At 67.9% G+C, this 15,721-nt stretch carries 15 protein-coding genes; 7 read left to right on the top strand and 8 right to left on the bottom strand.

The window, feature by feature from the left end; translation table 11 throughout:
• The first annotated feature begins 21 nt into the window (after nucleotides 1–21).
• Nucleotides 22–228, top strand: coding sequence for a zinc-finger domain-containing protein (locus GVL12_RS04455; RefSeq protein WP_159911452.1), 207 nt, complete (start codon nucleotides 22–24; stop codon nucleotides 226–228).
• Between the two features lie 88 nt (nucleotides 229–316).
• Nucleotides 317–1,420 carry a glycosyltransferase gene (locus tag GVL12_RS04460; RefSeq protein WP_159911453.1) on the top strand — a complete coding sequence of 368 codons (1,104 nt, stop codon included), beginning with the start codon at nucleotides 317–319 and terminating at the stop codon, nucleotides 1,418–1,420.
• Nucleotides 1,421–1,582: 162 nt separating this feature from the next.
• Here GVL12_RS04460 and GVL12_RS04465 read toward each other — a convergent pair whose 3' ends face one another.
• Together GVL12_RS04465 and GVL12_RS04470 are read right to left on the bottom strand one after the other, a co-directional pair.
• Nucleotides 1,583–2,335, bottom strand: coding sequence for a glycosyltransferase family 25 protein (locus GVL12_RS04465; protein ID WP_159911454.1), 753 nt, complete (start codon nucleotides 2,333–2,335; stop codon nucleotides 1,583–1,585).
• Nucleotides 2,336–2,340: 5 nt separating this feature from the next.
• Nucleotides 2,341–3,060 (bottom strand): hypothetical protein, encoded by a 720-nt coding sequence (locus GVL12_RS04470; protein ID WP_200843497.1) that lies wholly within the window; start codon nucleotides 3,058–3,060, stop codon nucleotides 2,341–2,343.
• 132 nt (nucleotides 3,061–3,192) lie between these two features.
• On the opposite strand from GVL12_RS04470, the gene GVL12_RS04475 reads away from it, so the two are divergent.
• Complete coding sequence (locus GVL12_RS04475) at nucleotides 3,193–4,446, top strand: O-antigen ligase (RefSeq protein ID WP_159911455.1); 1,254 nt, start codon at nucleotides 3,193–3,195, stop codon at nucleotides 4,444–4,446.
• Nucleotides 4,447–4,448: 2 nt separating this feature from the next.
• Here the strand turns inward: GVL12_RS04475 and GVL12_RS04480 are convergent, their stop codons facing one another.
• The 3 genes from GVL12_RS04480 to GVL12_RS04490 form a co-directional block, all read right to left on the bottom strand.
• Nucleotides 4,449–5,663 (bottom strand): ATP-binding protein, encoded by a 1,215-nt coding sequence (locus GVL12_RS04480; RefSeq protein ID WP_159911456.1) that lies wholly within the window; start codon nucleotides 5,661–5,663, stop codon nucleotides 4,449–4,451.
• Nucleotides 5,664–5,667: 4 nt separating this feature from the next.
• A complete protein-coding gene (locus GVL12_RS04485; RefSeq protein ID WP_159911457.1) occupies nucleotides 5,668–6,390 on the bottom strand; it encodes a response regulator transcription factor in 723 nt (240 codons plus the stop codon).
• Between the two features lie 123 nt (nucleotides 6,391–6,513).
• Nucleotides 6,514–7,860, bottom strand: a complete 1,347-nt coding sequence (locus GVL12_RS04490; protein WP_159911458.1) for an MFS transporter — start codon at nucleotides 7,858–7,860, stop codon at nucleotides 6,514–6,516.
• Nucleotides 7,861–7,980: 120 nt separating this feature from the next.
• Here GVL12_RS04490 and GVL12_RS04495 point away from each other — a divergent pair, with 120 nt between their 5' ends.
• The gene (locus GVL12_RS04495; RefSeq protein ID WP_159911459.1) at nucleotides 7,981–8,874 is read left to right on the top strand and encodes a M48 family metallopeptidase; all 894 of its coding nucleotides are present in this window, start codon (nucleotides 7,981–7,983) and stop codon (nucleotides 8,872–8,874) included.
• A gap of 485 nt (nucleotides 8,875–9,359) precedes the next feature.
• Here the strand turns inward: GVL12_RS04495 and GVL12_RS04500 are convergent, their stop codons facing one another.
• Together GVL12_RS04500 and GVL12_RS04505 are read right to left on the bottom strand one after the other, a co-directional pair.
• Nucleotides 9,360–9,998 (bottom strand): MBL fold metallo-hydrolase, encoded by a 639-nt coding sequence (locus tag GVL12_RS04500; protein ID WP_159911460.1) that lies wholly within the window; start codon nucleotides 9,996–9,998, stop codon nucleotides 9,360–9,362.
• A gap of 98 nt (nucleotides 9,999–10,096) precedes the next feature.
• On the bottom strand, nucleotides 10,097–10,882 hold the full coding sequence (locus tag GVL12_RS04505; protein WP_159911461.1) for an FCD domain-containing protein: 786 nt from the start codon (nucleotides 10,880–10,882) through the stop codon (nucleotides 10,097–10,099).
• A 112-nt stretch (nucleotides 10,883–10,994) separates the two neighbouring features.
• Between GVL12_RS04505 and GVL12_RS04510 the strand changes: the two genes are divergently transcribed.
• Both GVL12_RS04510 and GVL12_RS04515 read left to right on the top strand, forming a co-directional pair.
• On the top strand, nucleotides 10,995–11,861 hold the full coding sequence (locus GVL12_RS04510; RefSeq protein WP_159911462.1) for a fumarylacetoacetate hydrolase family protein: 867 nt from the start codon (nucleotides 10,995–10,997) through the stop codon (nucleotides 11,859–11,861).
• Nucleotides 11,862–12,058: 197 nt separating this feature from the next.
• Nucleotides 12,059–13,027 carry a VOC family protein gene (locus GVL12_RS04515; protein WP_200843498.1) on the top strand — a complete coding sequence of 323 codons (969 nt, stop codon included), beginning with the start codon at nucleotides 12,059–12,061 and terminating at the stop codon, nucleotides 13,025–13,027.
• An 11-nt stretch (nucleotides 13,028–13,038) separates the two neighbouring features.
• Here GVL12_RS04515 and GVL12_RS04520 read toward each other — a convergent pair whose 3' ends face one another.
• Nucleotides 13,039–13,941, bottom strand: coding sequence for a LysR family transcriptional regulator (locus GVL12_RS04520; protein WP_159911464.1), 903 nt, complete (start codon nucleotides 13,939–13,941; stop codon nucleotides 13,039–13,041).
• Nucleotides 13,942–14,059: 118 nt separating this feature from the next.
• On the opposite strand from GVL12_RS04520, the gene GVL12_RS04525 reads away from it, so the two are divergent.
• Nucleotides 14,060–15,661, top strand: a complete 1,602-nt coding sequence (locus GVL12_RS04525; RefSeq protein WP_159911465.1) for an FAD-dependent monooxygenase — start codon at nucleotides 14,060–14,062, stop codon at nucleotides 15,659–15,661.
• Nucleotides 15,662–15,721: the final 60 nt, after the last annotated feature.

Here is a 15,721-nt window from a genome sequence, read left to right on the forward strand (position 1 = left end):
CCCCCGATACAGAGAACACAAATGACCCAAGCCGTCGTAGAACTGGCCGCCAAGGACCTCAATACTTATGGCGGCGTGTATTGCCCCAGCCCGCGCGCTGACATGAAGCTGTGGAACAGCCACCCCAAGGTCTACCTGGACATCGCCCACACGGGCGAAGGCAAGTGCCCGTATTGCGGCACCGTGTACCGCCTCAAGGAAGGCGAAGTCGTTGGCCATGGCCACTGACTTTCTCCGTTGACCGGTAGCGAAAAGGGGCCTTGGGCCCCTTTTTGCCACCTGTGCGCCCGAACCCGAGATTTTTGAAGGACACGCCGTGCGCGTACTGCATTTTGTGACCGGTGGATTTTCCGGCGCGACCCAGGTCGCGGTCGATCTGTGCCTGGCCGCGCAGCGCAGCCAGGCCATGCCGGTGCTGCTGGTGCTGCGCCGCAAGCGCAACACCGATGCGGCGCGCGTGCAGGCGCTGCGCGACCAGGGGCTGGACGTGCGCGTCGTGCCCGGCTGGTCGCATGCGGCCACCATCTGGGCGCTGCGCCGGATCGCGCGCGAGTGGAAGCCCGACATTCTCGTCGCCCATGGTTTCAGCGACCACCTCTGGGGCCGCTACGCGGGCCTGCTGGCCGGCGTGCCAAAGCTGGTGCATGTGGAACACAACTCGCGCGAGCGCTATACCGGCTGGCGCCTCAGGCAGGCGCTGTGGCTCGACAGACGCAGTGCCGCCAGCGTGGGCGTGTCGCGCGGCGTGCGCGACCGGCTGCTCGCGCTGGGCTTTGCGCGCGAGCGCTGTGTGGCGATTCCCAATGGCATAGACCTCGCGCGCTTTCCCGTCGAACAGCTCCAGCCCTGGGCGCAGCGCGCGCCGGCCATCGTCATGGCCTCGCGCTTTGCGCGCCAGAAGGACCATGCGACGCTGATCGAAGCGCTGGCGCTGCTGGGCGAGCAGGGCCTGCGCCCGCGGCTGTTTCTCGCCGGCGGCGGCAAGGCGCGGCTGCGCGATCAGGCCCAGGCGCTGGTCGCCAAGCTGGGCTTGGGCGAGCAGGTCGAGTTCATGGGCCAGGTCGCGCAACTGCCGCAGTTCCTCATGCGCCAGCAGCTGTTCGTGCTGTCCACGCATTACGAAGGCATGCCGCTGGCGCTGACCGAAGCCATGGCCGCGGGCTGTGCCTGCATAGGCAGCGATGTGGTCGGGGTGCGCGAAGTGATTGCCGCGGGCCGCACCGGGCTGCTGGTGCCCGAAGGCGATGCCGCGGCGCTTGCGCAGGCGCTCAGGACGCTGCTGGAACAACCCGAATACGCCCAGTCGCTGGCGCGCGCGGCGCGCGCCGAGGCCGAAGCCGCGTTCGATGTATCGGTGATGCAGGCCGGCTACGAAGCGCTGTTGCGGCGCGTGCACGCGGGAATGAAAAGCACCCCCTGAGCCGCTGACGCGGCTTCCCCCTCTCATCCTTCGGTGGAGGGGGACGGCAGCCTCGGTGCGGGGCGGCGTCCTGAGCTGAGTCGAAGGGCTCGCTGCCCCCTTGCTAGGGCGCGTCAGATTATTAGGCTGTGAGTGGTGCGCGCAGCCTGGATAACGGCCTTGTTATAGCGGGCGCTGCTGGCGCCGGTGGCGCGCATTGCCCAGGCTCAGCCGCCACTTCATGCCGAACTTGCGCAGCTTCTGCCGCAGCGGCACGCGCGGGGGCTCGGCCCAGATCGAGCTCACGAGGCTGGTTTCGTCGAGTATCAGCAGCGAAGGCACGGTGCCGAGAATACGCAGGTCGTTTTCCCACCAGAAGCGCAGATCGACGTCGATGGGCCGGCCAAAAGGCACGCGCGTGGCCAGCAGCTTGGCCGCGCCCGCGCGGCTGATCACATAGCCGGCTGTCATGCTGGGCACGCGCTGGTACGCGACCAGCGCCACCTCGGGCAGCAGCGGGCGCTGGCTGCGCACTTTCTCGCGCCTGCGGCCCAGCAGCTTGACCATGTCCCAGGGAATGTCGAGCGCGACAATCGCCGCGATGCCATCGGCGAGCCGGTCGTCGAGGCGCACATCGTCCTCGAGCACCACCATGGCCGGCGCATCGCTCGCGAGCAGCTGCCGCCAGGCCTGGATATGGCTTGCATAGCAGCCTTTTTCGCCGTTCACCAGGGGCTTGTAGTACTGGTTGCGGTTGAGTTGCGCGCTGTAGAGCGCGCCCTGCTCGGCGGGCGGCAGGTCGGCCCACCAGACCGCGTTCAGGCGCTCGCCCTGGAGGTTCAGGCGCGCGAGCTCGGCTTCGAGCCGTGCGCGCCGCTCGGCGTCACGGTCGAGGTTGACAAAGACCAGCGGCAGGGAGGATGCGTCGTGGGCCATGGGTTTCACTTCCAAAGGCGTTTCCACCACGGGCGGCTTTGCTTGGGCTGGCCGCTTTCCGCGGCCTGCAACTGCTCGACGATTTCGAGGTAGTGGCGAAAGTTCAGCGGCCGGTCGGCGAGCACATCGTCGGCGACCGCATGGAAAATGGCTTCATACGCGGGCTTGCGCGATTCGAACAGGTGGAAGAAGTCGCGCTGGCCATAGAAGCTGCCGATGCCGAACACGCCTTCGTTGCCCAGCGACCATTTGGGCAGCAGGCAGGCGCCCACGGCCGGCATGACCACGGGAATGCCGGCTTCGCGCGCGAGCACCGACATGACTTCGGCCGCGTCGTGCAGCTTGCTCGAACGCATGGTCGGGCGGCCCAGTTGCATCCACATACTTTTGCGGAATGCCATGAACATCGGGCCCGCATACACTTGCGTGCCCTGCTTGTGGTTGGAGAACTGTGCGAGCCCGAACAGCGCGCCGTTCTCGGCCTGCTCGACGGCCGCGAGGTAGGCCGCGCGCTTCAGCGCGAACGCGTCGATGTCGCAGAACACCACGATGTCCTCGGGTGCGTGCCGCTCTATCACTTCGTTCATCCACAGGCCATGGGGCTGCTGGTCGGCACGCTCCTGCTGCAGCGGAATGTCGAGGTGCGCGAAGACTTCGCGCTGCTTGGACAGGATGCTGGCGGGAATGTTGTCCCAGTACATGGCGTGGACGGTAGGAATTTTCATAGTCAAATTGTTACTCAATACAGCCGCCGCAGTGCGCAGCCTGGGGCCTGTCGGCCCGATGCCTGCCCGAGCGCGCAGGGCCGGTGGCAATGCCGCCATTAAAAACCGTTTTCCATCTCCCGTATTTTCTCCATGACCTTTGACTCCCGCCGCTTGCAGGCGTTTTCCGAATCTGCCGCCCTGGTCTGCCTGGTGGTGGTGTTCCTGTCGTTTCCCGTGGCGATGGCGCTGGCTTACGTCGCGATGGCGCTGGCGCTGTTGTTCGGGCTGCTCAGCGGCCGGATCTGGCAGCGCTGGCCGACCGTGCGCCGTGCGCCCGTGGTCTGGGCTGCATCGGGGCTGTATGCGCTGATGCTGCTGGGCATTCTCTACACGCCCGCGAGCAGCGAGGACATCGTGCTGCACCTGACCAAGTACAGCAAGCTGCTGCTGGTGCCGGTGTGCATTGCGCTGCTCGCCGAGGGCGCCTGGCGCCGGCGCTGCATGGATGCCTTCGTGCTGGCCATGCTGTTCATCCTGGGCTCGGTCTACGCCAACATCTTCTGGGAGCTGCCCTGGTCGCGCACCCACAACCTCGGCTGGGGCGAAAACCATACGGTGATCGGCGACTACATCACGCAGAACGTGATGATGACGTTCTTCGTCGTGCTGGCGCTGGACCGGGGCCTGCGCGCGGGCGCGGCCTGGTGGCGGCGCGGCGCCTGGTGGTTCGTGGCCTTGCTGGGCACGCTGAGCATCACCCATCTGTCGAGCGGGCGCACCGGCTATCTGCTGCTGATGGTGGCGCTCGTCGCCTTCCTGCTGCTGGCCACGCAGGGCGCCAGGCGCTGGCTGGCGCTGGGCATCCTGGCGCTGGGCCTGCTCACGGTGGTCGCGACCTCGACCGAAGTGCAGGAGCGTGTGCAACTCGGGATCACCGAGGCGCGCAACAGCGACAGCATGGAAATCACCAGCATAGGCGGGCGCATCAATTTCTGGAAGAACACCTGGTCGCTGGTCGCGCAAAAGCCCGTGACCGGCTGGGGCACGGGCAGCTACCACGACACCTGGTGCGAACAGGTCACGGCCGAAGGCTGGTGTGCGTTCGGCCGCTGGCATCCGCACAACCAGTACCTGTTCCTCTGGATGGAAAACGGCCTGGCGGGCCTGCTCGCCTTCCTGGCGCTGGTCGGCGCGCCGGTCTGGGCCGCGCGCCGTGCCCAGCCCCACCAGCGTCGCCTGCTGCTGAGCTTTGCGGTGATCTTCGGCGTCAACAGCCTGATCAATGCCTCGCTCTGGAGCTCGCGCGAAAGCCATTTCTTCGTGATGCTGCTGATCCTGTTGTGCGCCGATGCGCTGTATGGCGGCACGGCGCGCGCCGCCCAGGGCAGGCCTGCCCTGGGCTGAATTCAGGCCAGCGGCAGGCGCAGCACGAAGCGCGCGCCGCCGCCTTCGCGGCCCTCGCAGCGCACGCTGCCGTCGTGGCGCTCGGCAATCGAGCGCACCAGCGCCAGGCCCAGGCCTACGCCGCCCGAGCGTTCGCTCGCGCCCGGCAGCCGGTAGAACTTCTCGAAAATGCGCTCGCGCTGCTCGGCCGGAACGCCCGGGCCGCGGTCGTCGATGCGGATTTCGGCCTGTCCGTCGGTGCGCGCCAGCTCCAGCGTGATCTCGCCATGGCTGTAGCGGCGCGCGTTTTCCAGCAGGTTGCGCACCGCGCGGCGCAGCAGCTTGGCGACGCCCGGCACTTCCAGCGCGGCCAGGTCCTGCAACTGCAGTTCGGCGTCTATGCGCGCGCATTCCTCGGCGCACAGGCCGATCAGATCGACAGATTCCTCGGTGCCCACATCGACTTCGCGCGAGTCGAGGCGGCTCGCCAGCAGGATTTCGTCGACCAGCTGGTCGAGCTCGTTGACGTTGCGCAGGATCTCGGCGCGCGAAGCCGGCGAAGGCTGGTCGCCCGACATCAGCTCCATGCCCATGCGGATGCGCGTCAGCGGCGAGCGCAGCTCGTGCGAGGCATTTGCCAGCAGCGACTTTTGCGAGGCCATCAGCGCCTCGATGCGCTCGGCCGCGGCGTTGAACTGGCGCGAGAGGTCGGCGAGTTCGTCATTGCCCTGCACCGGCACGCGCGTGGCCAGATCCCCTTCGCCAAAGCGCTGCACGCTGCGCTGCAGGTTCTCGAGCCGCTTGAGCAGCCGGCGGATGATGGGGAACACGCCCACCGCGACGGCCACGCCGACCAGCGCCAGCATCCACAGGAAACCGAACGGCCGCAGCCAGAACGCGGCCGGGCCATGCGGCGGCGGGCGCTCGCCGCGCTGGGTGCGCGGTGCCATCTGCAGGCTGAAGCTCTGGCCGTCGGCTGCGGCGATATCGAACCGCAGGCCTTCGGACGGGTCGCCAGGGCGGCGTATGCCCAGGCCCTGGGCCAGGATCTGGCCGCTGCCGTCGCGCAGCACGATTTCGCGCGCGGGCGCGGCGCTGGCGCTGTTCTGCTGCGCGTTGAATTCGGCCGCGGTCTGCCAGGCCCAGGCGACCAGCAGCGTCAGCACGGCCACGCCGCCGACCACGGCCAGCCAGATGCGCAGGTACAGACGGCGGGAGAAGAGGCGCAGCAACGACATGGCCTCAGTCCTGCTGCTTGGCGAACACATAACCCACGCCGCGCACCGTCAGAATGCGTTTGGGGGCCTTGGGGTCGACTTCGATGGCCGCACGGATGCGGCCCATGTGCACGTCGATCGAGCGGTCGAAAGCCTCGAGTTCGCGGCCGCGCACGGCTTCCATGATCTGCTCGCGCGAGAGCACGCGGCCCGCGCGTTCGGCCAGCGCGACCAGCAGGTCGAACTGGTAGGAGGTCAGCTCGCAGGCCTGGCCGCCCACGACCACGGTGCGGGCATCGCGGTCGATCTCGAGCGTGCCGAAGCGCAGCACCTGGCTGGGCGCTTCCGCGCTGCCCTTGCCCTGGCGGCGCAGGATGGCGCGGATGCGCGCGAGCAGCTCGCGCGGCTCGAACGGCTTGGGCAGATAGTCGTCGGCGCCGATCTCGAGGCCGATCACGCGGTCCATGGGATCGCCCTTTGCCGTGAGCATCAGCACCGGCGTCTGCGCCGCGGGCCCGGGCAGCGCGCGGATGCGACGGCAGACTTCGAGGCCGTCGATGTCGGGCAGCATCAGGTCCAGGATCACCAGGTCGGGCAGCGCCTGCGGGTCGGTGACCTGCAGCGCGGCCAGGCCGCTCAGGCCGTCGCCGCAGTGCTCGAGCTTGAGGCCATTCTGGCCCAGGTACTCGCCGACCATCTGTGCGAGGCGGGCGTCGTCTTCAATCATCAGCAGGTGGTGCACGCTCATGGGATCCGTAGCAGTGGGGGAGTAAGAGGGCAGGGCCATGCCTGCAATGATGGCGCCAGGCTGTCACAGCAGCTTGTCGCCGGCGTAAAGATGGGGTAAATCTGGCGCGCGCGGCAGCGCCTGTCAATCGTGCTTTTTCAGCGGCACGCGCGCCGCTGCCCAGACCAGCAGCAGCACGGGCAGGCCCAGCAGCGCCGTGGCGGTGAAGAAGCTCGCATAGCCATGCGCGTCAACAAAGACGCCGGAAAAGCCCGCGATCCACTTGGGGGCGAGCAGCATCATCGAGCTGAACAGCGCGTACTGCGTGGCCGAGTACTGCACATTGGTCAGCGCCGAGAGGTAGGCGATGAACGCCGCCGAAGCGATGCCGCCGGCCAGATTGTCGGCCGAGACCACGAGCACCAGGCCCATGAGGTCATGGCCGCGCGTGGCCAGCAGCGCGAACAGCAAGTTGGTGGCGGCCGACAGCAGCGCGCCGAGCATCAGCACCCGCATCACGCCCCAGCGCATGGCCATCGCGCCGCCGAGAAACGCGCCGGCCAGCGTCATGATCACGCCGAAGACCTTGGTCACGGCCGCGACCTCGTCCTTGGTGAAGCCCATGTCGACATAGAACGGGTTGGCCATGATGCCCATCACCACATCGCTGATGCGGTAGACGGCGATCAGCGCCAGGATCAGCGCGGCCTGCCAGCGGTAGCGGCGGATGAAGTCGGCGAACGGCTCGACCAGCGCGCCGCGCAGCCATTCGGCCGCATTGCGCGCGCGCGGCAGGGCCCGCGGCGCGGGCTCGCGCGACAGCAGCACCGTGGCCACGCCCAGCAGCATGCTCGCGGCCATCGCGCAGTAGGCGACCTGCCAGGCGTTGTGCAGATAGCCCGTGGCATTGCCCTGGGTGCGCGCGGCGATCCACAGCACGCCCGCGCCGGCCCAGATCATCGCCAGCCGGTAGCCGGTCTGGTAGGTGGCCGCGAGCGCCGCCTGGCGGTCGGCGTCGGCCGATTCGATGCGGAACGCATCGAGCGCGATGTCCTGCGTGGCCGAGCCGAAGGCCACGGCCAGCGCGCACCAGACCACGGGCTGCAGGCTGGACAGCGGATCGTTGAAGGCCATGCCGACCAGGCCGGCCATGACCATCAGCTGCGACAGCAGCAGCCAGCTGCGCCGGCGCCCGAGCCGGCGCGTGAGCAGCGGCAGCGGCAGATGGTCGACCAGCGGCGACCAGAGCCACTTGAACGCATAGACCAGGCCGACCCAGCTCAGGTAGCCTATGGTCGCGCGGTCTATGCCGGCTTCGCGCAGCCAGAACGACAGCGTGCCCAGCACCAGCAGCAGCGGCAGCCCCGCCGAAAAGCCCAGCGCCAGCATGCGCCAGCTCGCGGGCTCGCGGTAGACGCGCCAGGTATCGCGCCAGCGGCGGGAGGGAACGGGAGCGGAAGTCGGCGCGGCTTGGGAGGGGGAATGGGTCATGTGGATAAAAGCTGGCTGCGGGCCCATTATCGGCATGCTTTGCGCGGGCGCCCGCGTGAGCGACCCGGGTTGCGCGCTTGTCCGACGACCCGCGGCGGCAGAACGGCTAGACTTTTGCGCATGCAGCACCACGACTTCCCCTCTTTTCCCCTCGAAAGCGCGGGCCCGTGCCTGCGCTGTTGCGTTCCGGGCGCGAGCCTCTGGCAGGCGCGGCGCGCTTTCCTGCGCCTGGGCGGCGCGGCGGCGCTGGCGGGCGCGGGAGGCTCGGCGCTGGCCCAGGTCAACGTGGGCAGCGGCTCGCGCCTGCGCCAGCTCGTGCCCGCGCAGACGCTCGAAGAGGCGGCCACCGGGCAATACCAGCAATTGCTCGCCAAGGCCAAGGCCCAGGGGGCGCTCGCGCCGCCGTCGCACCCGCAGCTCAAGCGCCTGCATGTGATTGCCCAGCGGCTGGTCCCCTACGCAACCCAGTGGAACGAGCGCGCGCGCTCCTGGCGGTGGGAGGTCAACCTGATCAGCAGCCCCGAGATCAATGCCTTCTGCATGCCCGGCGGCAAGATCGCGTTCTACACCGGCATTCTCGACAAGCTCGCGCTCACCGATGACGAGGCCGCGATGATCATGGGTCATGAAATGGCCCATGCGTTGCGCGAGCATTCACGCGAGCAGTTGGCCAAGAGCCAGGCCACGAGCATGGGCCTGTCGCTGGGCGCGCAACTGCTGGGCCTGGGCGACCTGGGCAATGTCGCCGCCAAGCTCGGCACGCAGCTGCTGAGCCTGCAGTTCAGCCGCTCCGACGAAAGCGACGCCGACCTCGTGGGCCTGGAAATGGCCGCGCGCGCGGGCTACAACCCGCAGGCTGCCGTGACGCTGTGGGAAAAGATGGGCAAGGCGACGGGCGGCAGCGGCGCCGGCCTGGCCTTTCTCTCGACCCACCCCAGCGGCCCGGACCGTATCCGCGAGCTGCAGCGCAATGTGCCCAAGGTCGATGGCTTGTATAGGCAGGCGAGGAAATAAGGCCCCCACCGCGTTTTTCCTTGGGGGGCCGGCCATCCGGCGGCCCAAGGCAAAACCTGGATCGCACGCCGAGCGAGGCTCACCACGAACGGTTTTTCCCCGTTCACCCTGAGTCCTGAGCCCGTCGAAGGATCGAAGGGTCGGTCTTTTGAGCGTAGGCCACTCATCGCCGCTGTTTGCCCAAATCGGTCACTTTCTAAGTCATTGATTTATTTGGGGGGGGAAGCTGTTTCTTGAGAGCCTGTCGAAGGATGAACTGGCGCACTGGCCTAGGGTGGAGACACCCTTCGACGGGCCCGCCTAGGGAAGCTCAGGGTGAACGGCCATTAGCCATCCGTTTTCAAAAAATCGTGACTATGCGAGCGCTGTTTGCACAAAAATGGACATAGCTAAGTCATTGATTTATTTGAAAAAATCTGTTGCTTGAGCGCCTGCCTAGCCGGCCGCGTCGAAGGATGAACGCCACGTCCTAAAAAACGGGCGCCTCAGGTCCCACCGACGTAAGGGTTGCTCAAGCGCTCCCGCCCCAGCGTGCTTTCCGGCCCATGTCCCGGAATGAACACCGTCGCGCCGCCCATGGGCCACAGGCGCTCGGTGATGCTGGCGATCAGCTGCGCGTGGTTGCCCTGGGGGAAGTCGGTGCGGCCTATGCTGCCCGCGAACAGCACGTCACCGACGAACACGCGCTCGATCTGCGGCGCGTGGAACACCACATGGCCGGGCGTGTGGCCCGGGCAGTGGCGCACCTGCAGTGTTTCCTGGCCGATCTGCACCTGGTCGCCATCGTGCAGCCAGCGCGTGGGCGTGAAGCTTTGCGCGGGCGGAAAACCGAACATCGCGCTTTGCTGCGGCAGGCCGTCTATCCAGAACTGATCGCCTTCGTGCGGGCCGATGATGGGCAGCGCCAGTTCCTGGGCGAGTTCGCCCGCGCCGCCCGCGTGGTCGATGTGCGCATGGGTCAGCCAGATCGCGCGCAGCGTCAGGCCCAGGCGCTGGACTTCGGCCAGGATGCGCGGCAGATCGCCGCCGGGGTCGATGACGGCTGCGTCGCGGCTTGCGCTGCACCAGACCAGCGAGCAGTTCTGCTGGAAGGCGGTGACGGGAATGGTGAGGTATTCAAGCATGCGCAATGGTATCGCCCTCTTTGACTGCAGTCTGGATGGCTGTCTATGAGGGCGGCGCGGTCGGCGCGGCGGGAATCATCGCCGTCTGTGCACGGCCTCTAGACCGCAGCGGCCCGGCGCTGCGCCTGCTGCAATGCGACGCTTGTCTTGCCGTTCGGCAGGCCCCCTTCGGTCGCCCTGAGCGCCAGCTCGGTCGTCTGCTCGAAGTGCGCGCGCAGCAACGCCGTGGCACGGTCCACGTCGCGGGCCAGCACCGCCTCCACCATGGCGCTGTGTTCCGCCGGAATGTCGCGCGGCGCGGCGGCACTGCCCTGGCCGCTTGAGTCACCCGTGCCAACAGTGGCCACGGCCGAGATATAGCGGTAGCGCGTGAAGCGCTCGCGCAGATTGGCCGCCAGCTCCAGCAGCACGCGCGAGCCGCAGGCCGACAGCAAGGCGTCGTGAAACGCCATGTGCGCCTCGTCCCATTGGGCCGACAGGGTCACGGGCGCCGCGGTCTCGCGCATGGTCAGGCGGCTGAGCTGGTGATGGGCGGCCACCACGCGCGACTCCCACGCCACGTCGCCATGCAGCACCGACAGGCGCAGCGCCTCGGTCTCGACCAGCATGCGCGCCCCGGAGATGTCCATCAAATCCTGTGCCGAGGCGCTGGCTACCCTGAAGCCGCGCTGATCTTCCGCCTGTACGAAGCCGCTGCTGGTCAAACGCGAGAGCGCTTCACGCATGGGGATGAGGCCGGCCCCGTAGCGGGTGCACAGGTCCTTGATCAGCAGCTTGGAGCCCGGGGCGAACACGCCACCAATGATGTCCATGCGCAACTGCGCCACCAGCGAGGAGGTGCGGGTAGTGGGTGGGGGCGAAAGCGGTTCGGTGGCTGTGGTCATGGCGCGTGGCCAGCGTGGGCTGGGTACATCCTGCAAATTATAGGGTTTTCGTTAGCATATACTTTTAGTTGAAATATATATATTCTATCCATTCCTGCAACCGGACCATCCCATGAAGCTCTGCACATTCACCCTCCAAGGTTCCCGCCGTCTCGGCCTGCTTGACGGCGATCACGTGCGCCCCCTGCCCTCGGACGGGGCGCGCGATGTCGGCGATTTCGTGCGCCAGCTGGCCGCGGGCGCAAGCCGCGACGAACTGGTCGCCGGCGCAGGCCCGGCCGTGCCGCTGGCCGAAGTGCAGTTCCTGCCGCCCGTGGTGGCACCCGACAAGATCATCTGCGTGGGCCTGAACTACCACGACCACACCAAGGAAAGCGCGTATGCCCAGCCGGACTACCCCACGCTGTTCCTGCGGTTGACCACCAGCCTGTCGGCACACGACGCGCCCATCGTGCGCCCGGCCTGCAGCGACAGCCTGGACTACGAGGGCGAGCTGGCCGTGGTGATCGGCACGGGAGGCCGCCACATTCCCCTGGACAAGGCGCTGGACCATGTGTTCGGCTACTCGGTGTTCAACGACGGTTCGGTGCGCGAATACCAGTTCAAGACCCCGCAGTGGACGGTGGGCAAGACCTTCGACGCCACGGGCGGCTTCGGCCCCGCCGTGGTCACCGCCGACGAGCTGCCTGCCGGCGCACGCGGCCTGAAGCTGGAAACGCGCCTGAACGGCCAGACCGTGCAGTCCGCCAACACCGACGACATGGTGTTCGACGTGGCCACGCTGGTTCATGTGATCAGCGGGGCCATCACCCTGAGCCCGGGCGACGTGATCGTGGCCGGCACGCCGGCCGGCATCGGCTGGGCGCGCAACCCCCGCCTGCTGATGCGTGACGGCGACGTCTGCGAAGTGTCCATCGAGCGCATAGGCACGCTGCGCAACCCCATCGCGGACGAAGTGCTGCCCGCCACCGCGGCCTGAAACACCAAGCGAGGCAGCACGCAAGGCACCGCAAGGACAGGAGGCAAGCCTTTGGCGGCATCGGTCCCGGCGCCATGATCCATCTGCCCGGTGGGCCATGGGCGCGCAAGACCGGGGTGAAGCGCAATCGGCCCCTCCCAGCGGCTGCGCGTGTCCGCCATTGCTGCAACCACGAGAAAACCAAGAGGAGACAGAACGTGACGCATCCACAACTGGAACCATCAGCCCCCGCGCTCCTGCCCCGCCCGGCCGTCCACTCCGTCGACGAATTCGTGCTGAGCGTGCCCGACCTGGAGAGGGCGCGGCACTTCTACGCCAGCTTCGGCCTGGACGTGCGGGACGACGCCGGCGCGCTGGCGCTCCACACCCATGGCCACCCGCACCGCTGGGCGCGCGTGCTGCAGGGCAAGGGCGGCCCCAAGCGGCTCGAATGGATCAGCCTGGGCATATACGAGCAGGACCTCGCGCGCTTTGCGGCGCTGCTGCAGGAGCGCGGCATTCCCACCGCGGCCGTGCCCGAGGGTGCCGACCCGTCCGGCCTGTGGCTGCAGGGGCCCGATGCCCTGCCCATCCAGCTGCGCGTGGCGGCCAAGGTATCGCCGCAGGCGCCCGGCCCGCGCGAGTCGGCACCCGCGCCCGCCAACATCGGCCGCGCACCGAGCCGCAGCACCGCACCGGCCACCCGTCCGCTGTACCTCTCGCACATCCTGCTGTTCACGGCCGACGTGGCGCAGGCGCTCGATTTCTACACCGGCGTGCTCGGGCTGCAGTTGTCGGACCAGTCGGCCGGCATCATCGCCTTCCTGCACACGCCGCACGGCAGCGACCACCACCTGATCGCCTTTGCCAAATCGAATGCCGGGGGCCTGCACCACAGCAGCTGGTGCGTGCCCTCGCTGGACGCCGTGGGCATTGGCGCGCAGCAGATGGCCAACGCCGGATACCCCGACGGCTGGGGCCTGGGGCGGCATGTGCTGGGCTCCAACTACTTTCGCTACGTGCGCGACCCCTGGGGCAGCTTTGCCGAGTATTCCTACGACATCGACTACATCGCGTCCCAGGCGCAGTGGCCGGCGGCGGACCACCCGCCGGAGGATTCGCTCTACGTCTGGGGGCCGGACGTTCCGCAGGACTTCATCGTCAACCACGAACTGCCGCGCCCATAGCCTGCGGTTGGCTATGTCCGCTGGTGGAGCAGCTGGTGCGACTCACGCCGCAGCATGTCGCCGAAGTACTCCGCCGCAGGCGTAGGCGGCATGCCGGCGCGCGCCACCAGGCAGATCGGCGGCGCGGGAATCAGCTCGCACACCGGGATCTGCTGGACCATCCCGAACAGGGGGGACTGCGTCCACTGGATGGGCAGCACCATGAGCAGGTCGGAATAGACCATGGACGTGAGAAAGGTCAGGGTGGAGTGCGAACTCATCACCAGCCGGGGCGGGGGCAGGCCGTGCTGCATGAACAGCGGCCCGATCTCCTCCTCGGCCCTGTAGGTCACCGAACTGGTGATCCATTCCGCATCGACCAGGTCCCTGAGCGAGCGCGCCTGCGCCAGAGGATGTCCCTTGCGCCCGACAACCACGCGGGTGTTGTCGAACAGCTTTTCGACCACCAGGCCCGCCGCCGTGCCGACGGGCGCGGGGCCTACGTAGAAGTCCATGCTGCCGTCGAGCAGGCGGCTTTCGACGCGCGGGTATACCGCGTCCATGATGTCCAGCTTGACCTCCGGGTAGCGTTGCCGGAAGGCCCGCAAGGCGCCGGGGTACAGCGCCAGGTGGGGCACGCTGGACATGGCGATGGCCAGGTGGCCATGCACCTGGCCGCGCATCTGCTCGATCTCCTCGCGCGCGCGCCGCACGTCCTCCACGACGGATCTGGCCCGGCGCAGGAACACCTCGCCCATGGGCGTGAGCGCCACGCCCCGGCTGTTGCGCTCGAACAGCGCCACACCGAGGTCCTTTTCCAGCTCCTGGATGCTGTGGCTCAGCGCTGCCTGGGCAGCGCCCAGCTGGCGCGCCGCGCCGCGCAGGCTTCCGCGCTCGGCCACGGCCAGGAAATCACGCAAGGCATTGAATTTCATGGAATGGTTTGGTGATCGTAAATTTCGATCGGTGTGCGCATTTTGCCGTCTTTCATGATCTTCGGCTACTGCATACGATGGCCCTCATTCCCAGCTGCAGATTCAGAAAGCGAACCCCATGAAATCCGTTCAGGTCCTGATCGTAGGTGCCGGCCCCGTGGGCCTGGCACTCGCCATAGAGCTCGGCCAGCGTGGCATCCGGTGCCTGCTGGTGGAGCGCAACGACCGCGTGGGCTATGCCCCGCGGGCCAAGACGACCAATGTGCGTACCCGCGAGCACCTGCGCCGCTGGGGCATCGCCGACCAGTTGCGCGCCGCCTCGCCGCTGGGCATGGACTATCCTTCCAATGTGGTCTTCGTCACGCGCCTGGCCGGCTCCGAACTCACCCGCTTCGAGAATGCGATGTACTGCGCGCCGGGGCGCAACCCGCTGTATTCCGAGCATGCGCAGTGGATTCCGCAGTACACGGTGGAGGAAGTGCTGCGTGCCCATGCACAGTCGCTGCCCAGCGTGGAGCTGCGCTTCAACTGCGAGCTCACCGGCTTCGACCAGGACGAGGAGGGCGTGGACGTGCACCTGCATGACCGCACCGATGGGACCGACACCTGCGTGCGGGCGGACTACCTGGTGGGGTCCGACGGCGCGCGCAGCAAGGTGCGCGAGCTCATCGGTGCGCGCATGGAGGGCACGTACGGCCTTTCGCGCAACTACAACATCGTCTTTCGGGCGCCCGGGCTGGCCCAGGCCCACCGGCATGGTCCGGCCATCATGTACTGGCAGGTCAACAACGACCTGCCCAGCCTCATCGGGCCCATGGACCGGGGCGATACCTGGTTCTTCATGCCCACGCGGGTGCCCGAGGGGGTGAAGCTCTCCGACCTGGACGCCGCGGCCCTGATTCGCCAGGCCACGGGCATCGATCTGCCCTACGAGGTGCTGAGCAACGACGAATGGGTGGCCAGCCGGCTGATTGCCGACAAGTATGGCGACCGCCGCGTGTTCCTGGCCGGCGACGCCTGCCATCTGCATCCACCCTTCGGCGGCTATGGCATGAACATGGGCGTGGCCGACGGCGTCGACCTGGGCTGGAAGCTGGCTGCCCGGCTCCAGGGCTGGGGCGGGGATGCGCTGCTCGCCAGCTACGAGGCCGAGCGGCGGCCGGTGCACGAGTGGGTGATGGCCGAGGCCGAAGCCAACCATGCCGTGCTGGGCAACCAGCTGTCCGCCGCAGGGGTGGAGGACGAGACGCCCGAGGGCGAGCGCCTGCGCGCCGAGATCGGCGTGCACATCCAGGCCACCAAGCTGCGCGAGTTCGCCACGCTGGGCGTGGTGCTGGGATACCGCTACGAGGATTCGCCCGTCATCGTGCCCGACGGCAGCGCGGCGCCCGCGCGCGACTTCATCAACTACGTGCCGACCTCCCGCCCGGGCAGCCTGGCGCCGCACGCCTGGCTGCACGACGGCAGCTCCCTGTACGACCTCTTCGGCCAGGGGTTCACCCTGCTCGCGAAGCCCGAGGCAGGCAGCGCGGACCTGGACCGCGTGCGTGCGCAATGTGAAGCGGCGGGCGTGCCGCTCAAGGTGCTGCAGTGCGAAGAGGGCGGGGTCGCCAGCCTCTACCCGACCCGCTACACCCTGATCCGCCCGGACCAGCATGTGGCCTGGCGCGGCGACGACTGGCCGGGGCCGGACCTGCTGGCGCAGGTGACGGGGCGCTAGACGCGCCTTCCCTGAGCCGCCCCGCTGCCGAGGCGCAGACAGAGAAGATTTCGACCAACC

Origin of the sequence: Pantoea sp. 18069 (genome assembly GCF_902706035.1) — a bacterium.
Classification (GTDB): Bacteria; Pseudomonadota; Gammaproteobacteria; order Burkholderiales; family Burkholderiaceae_C; genus Comamonas.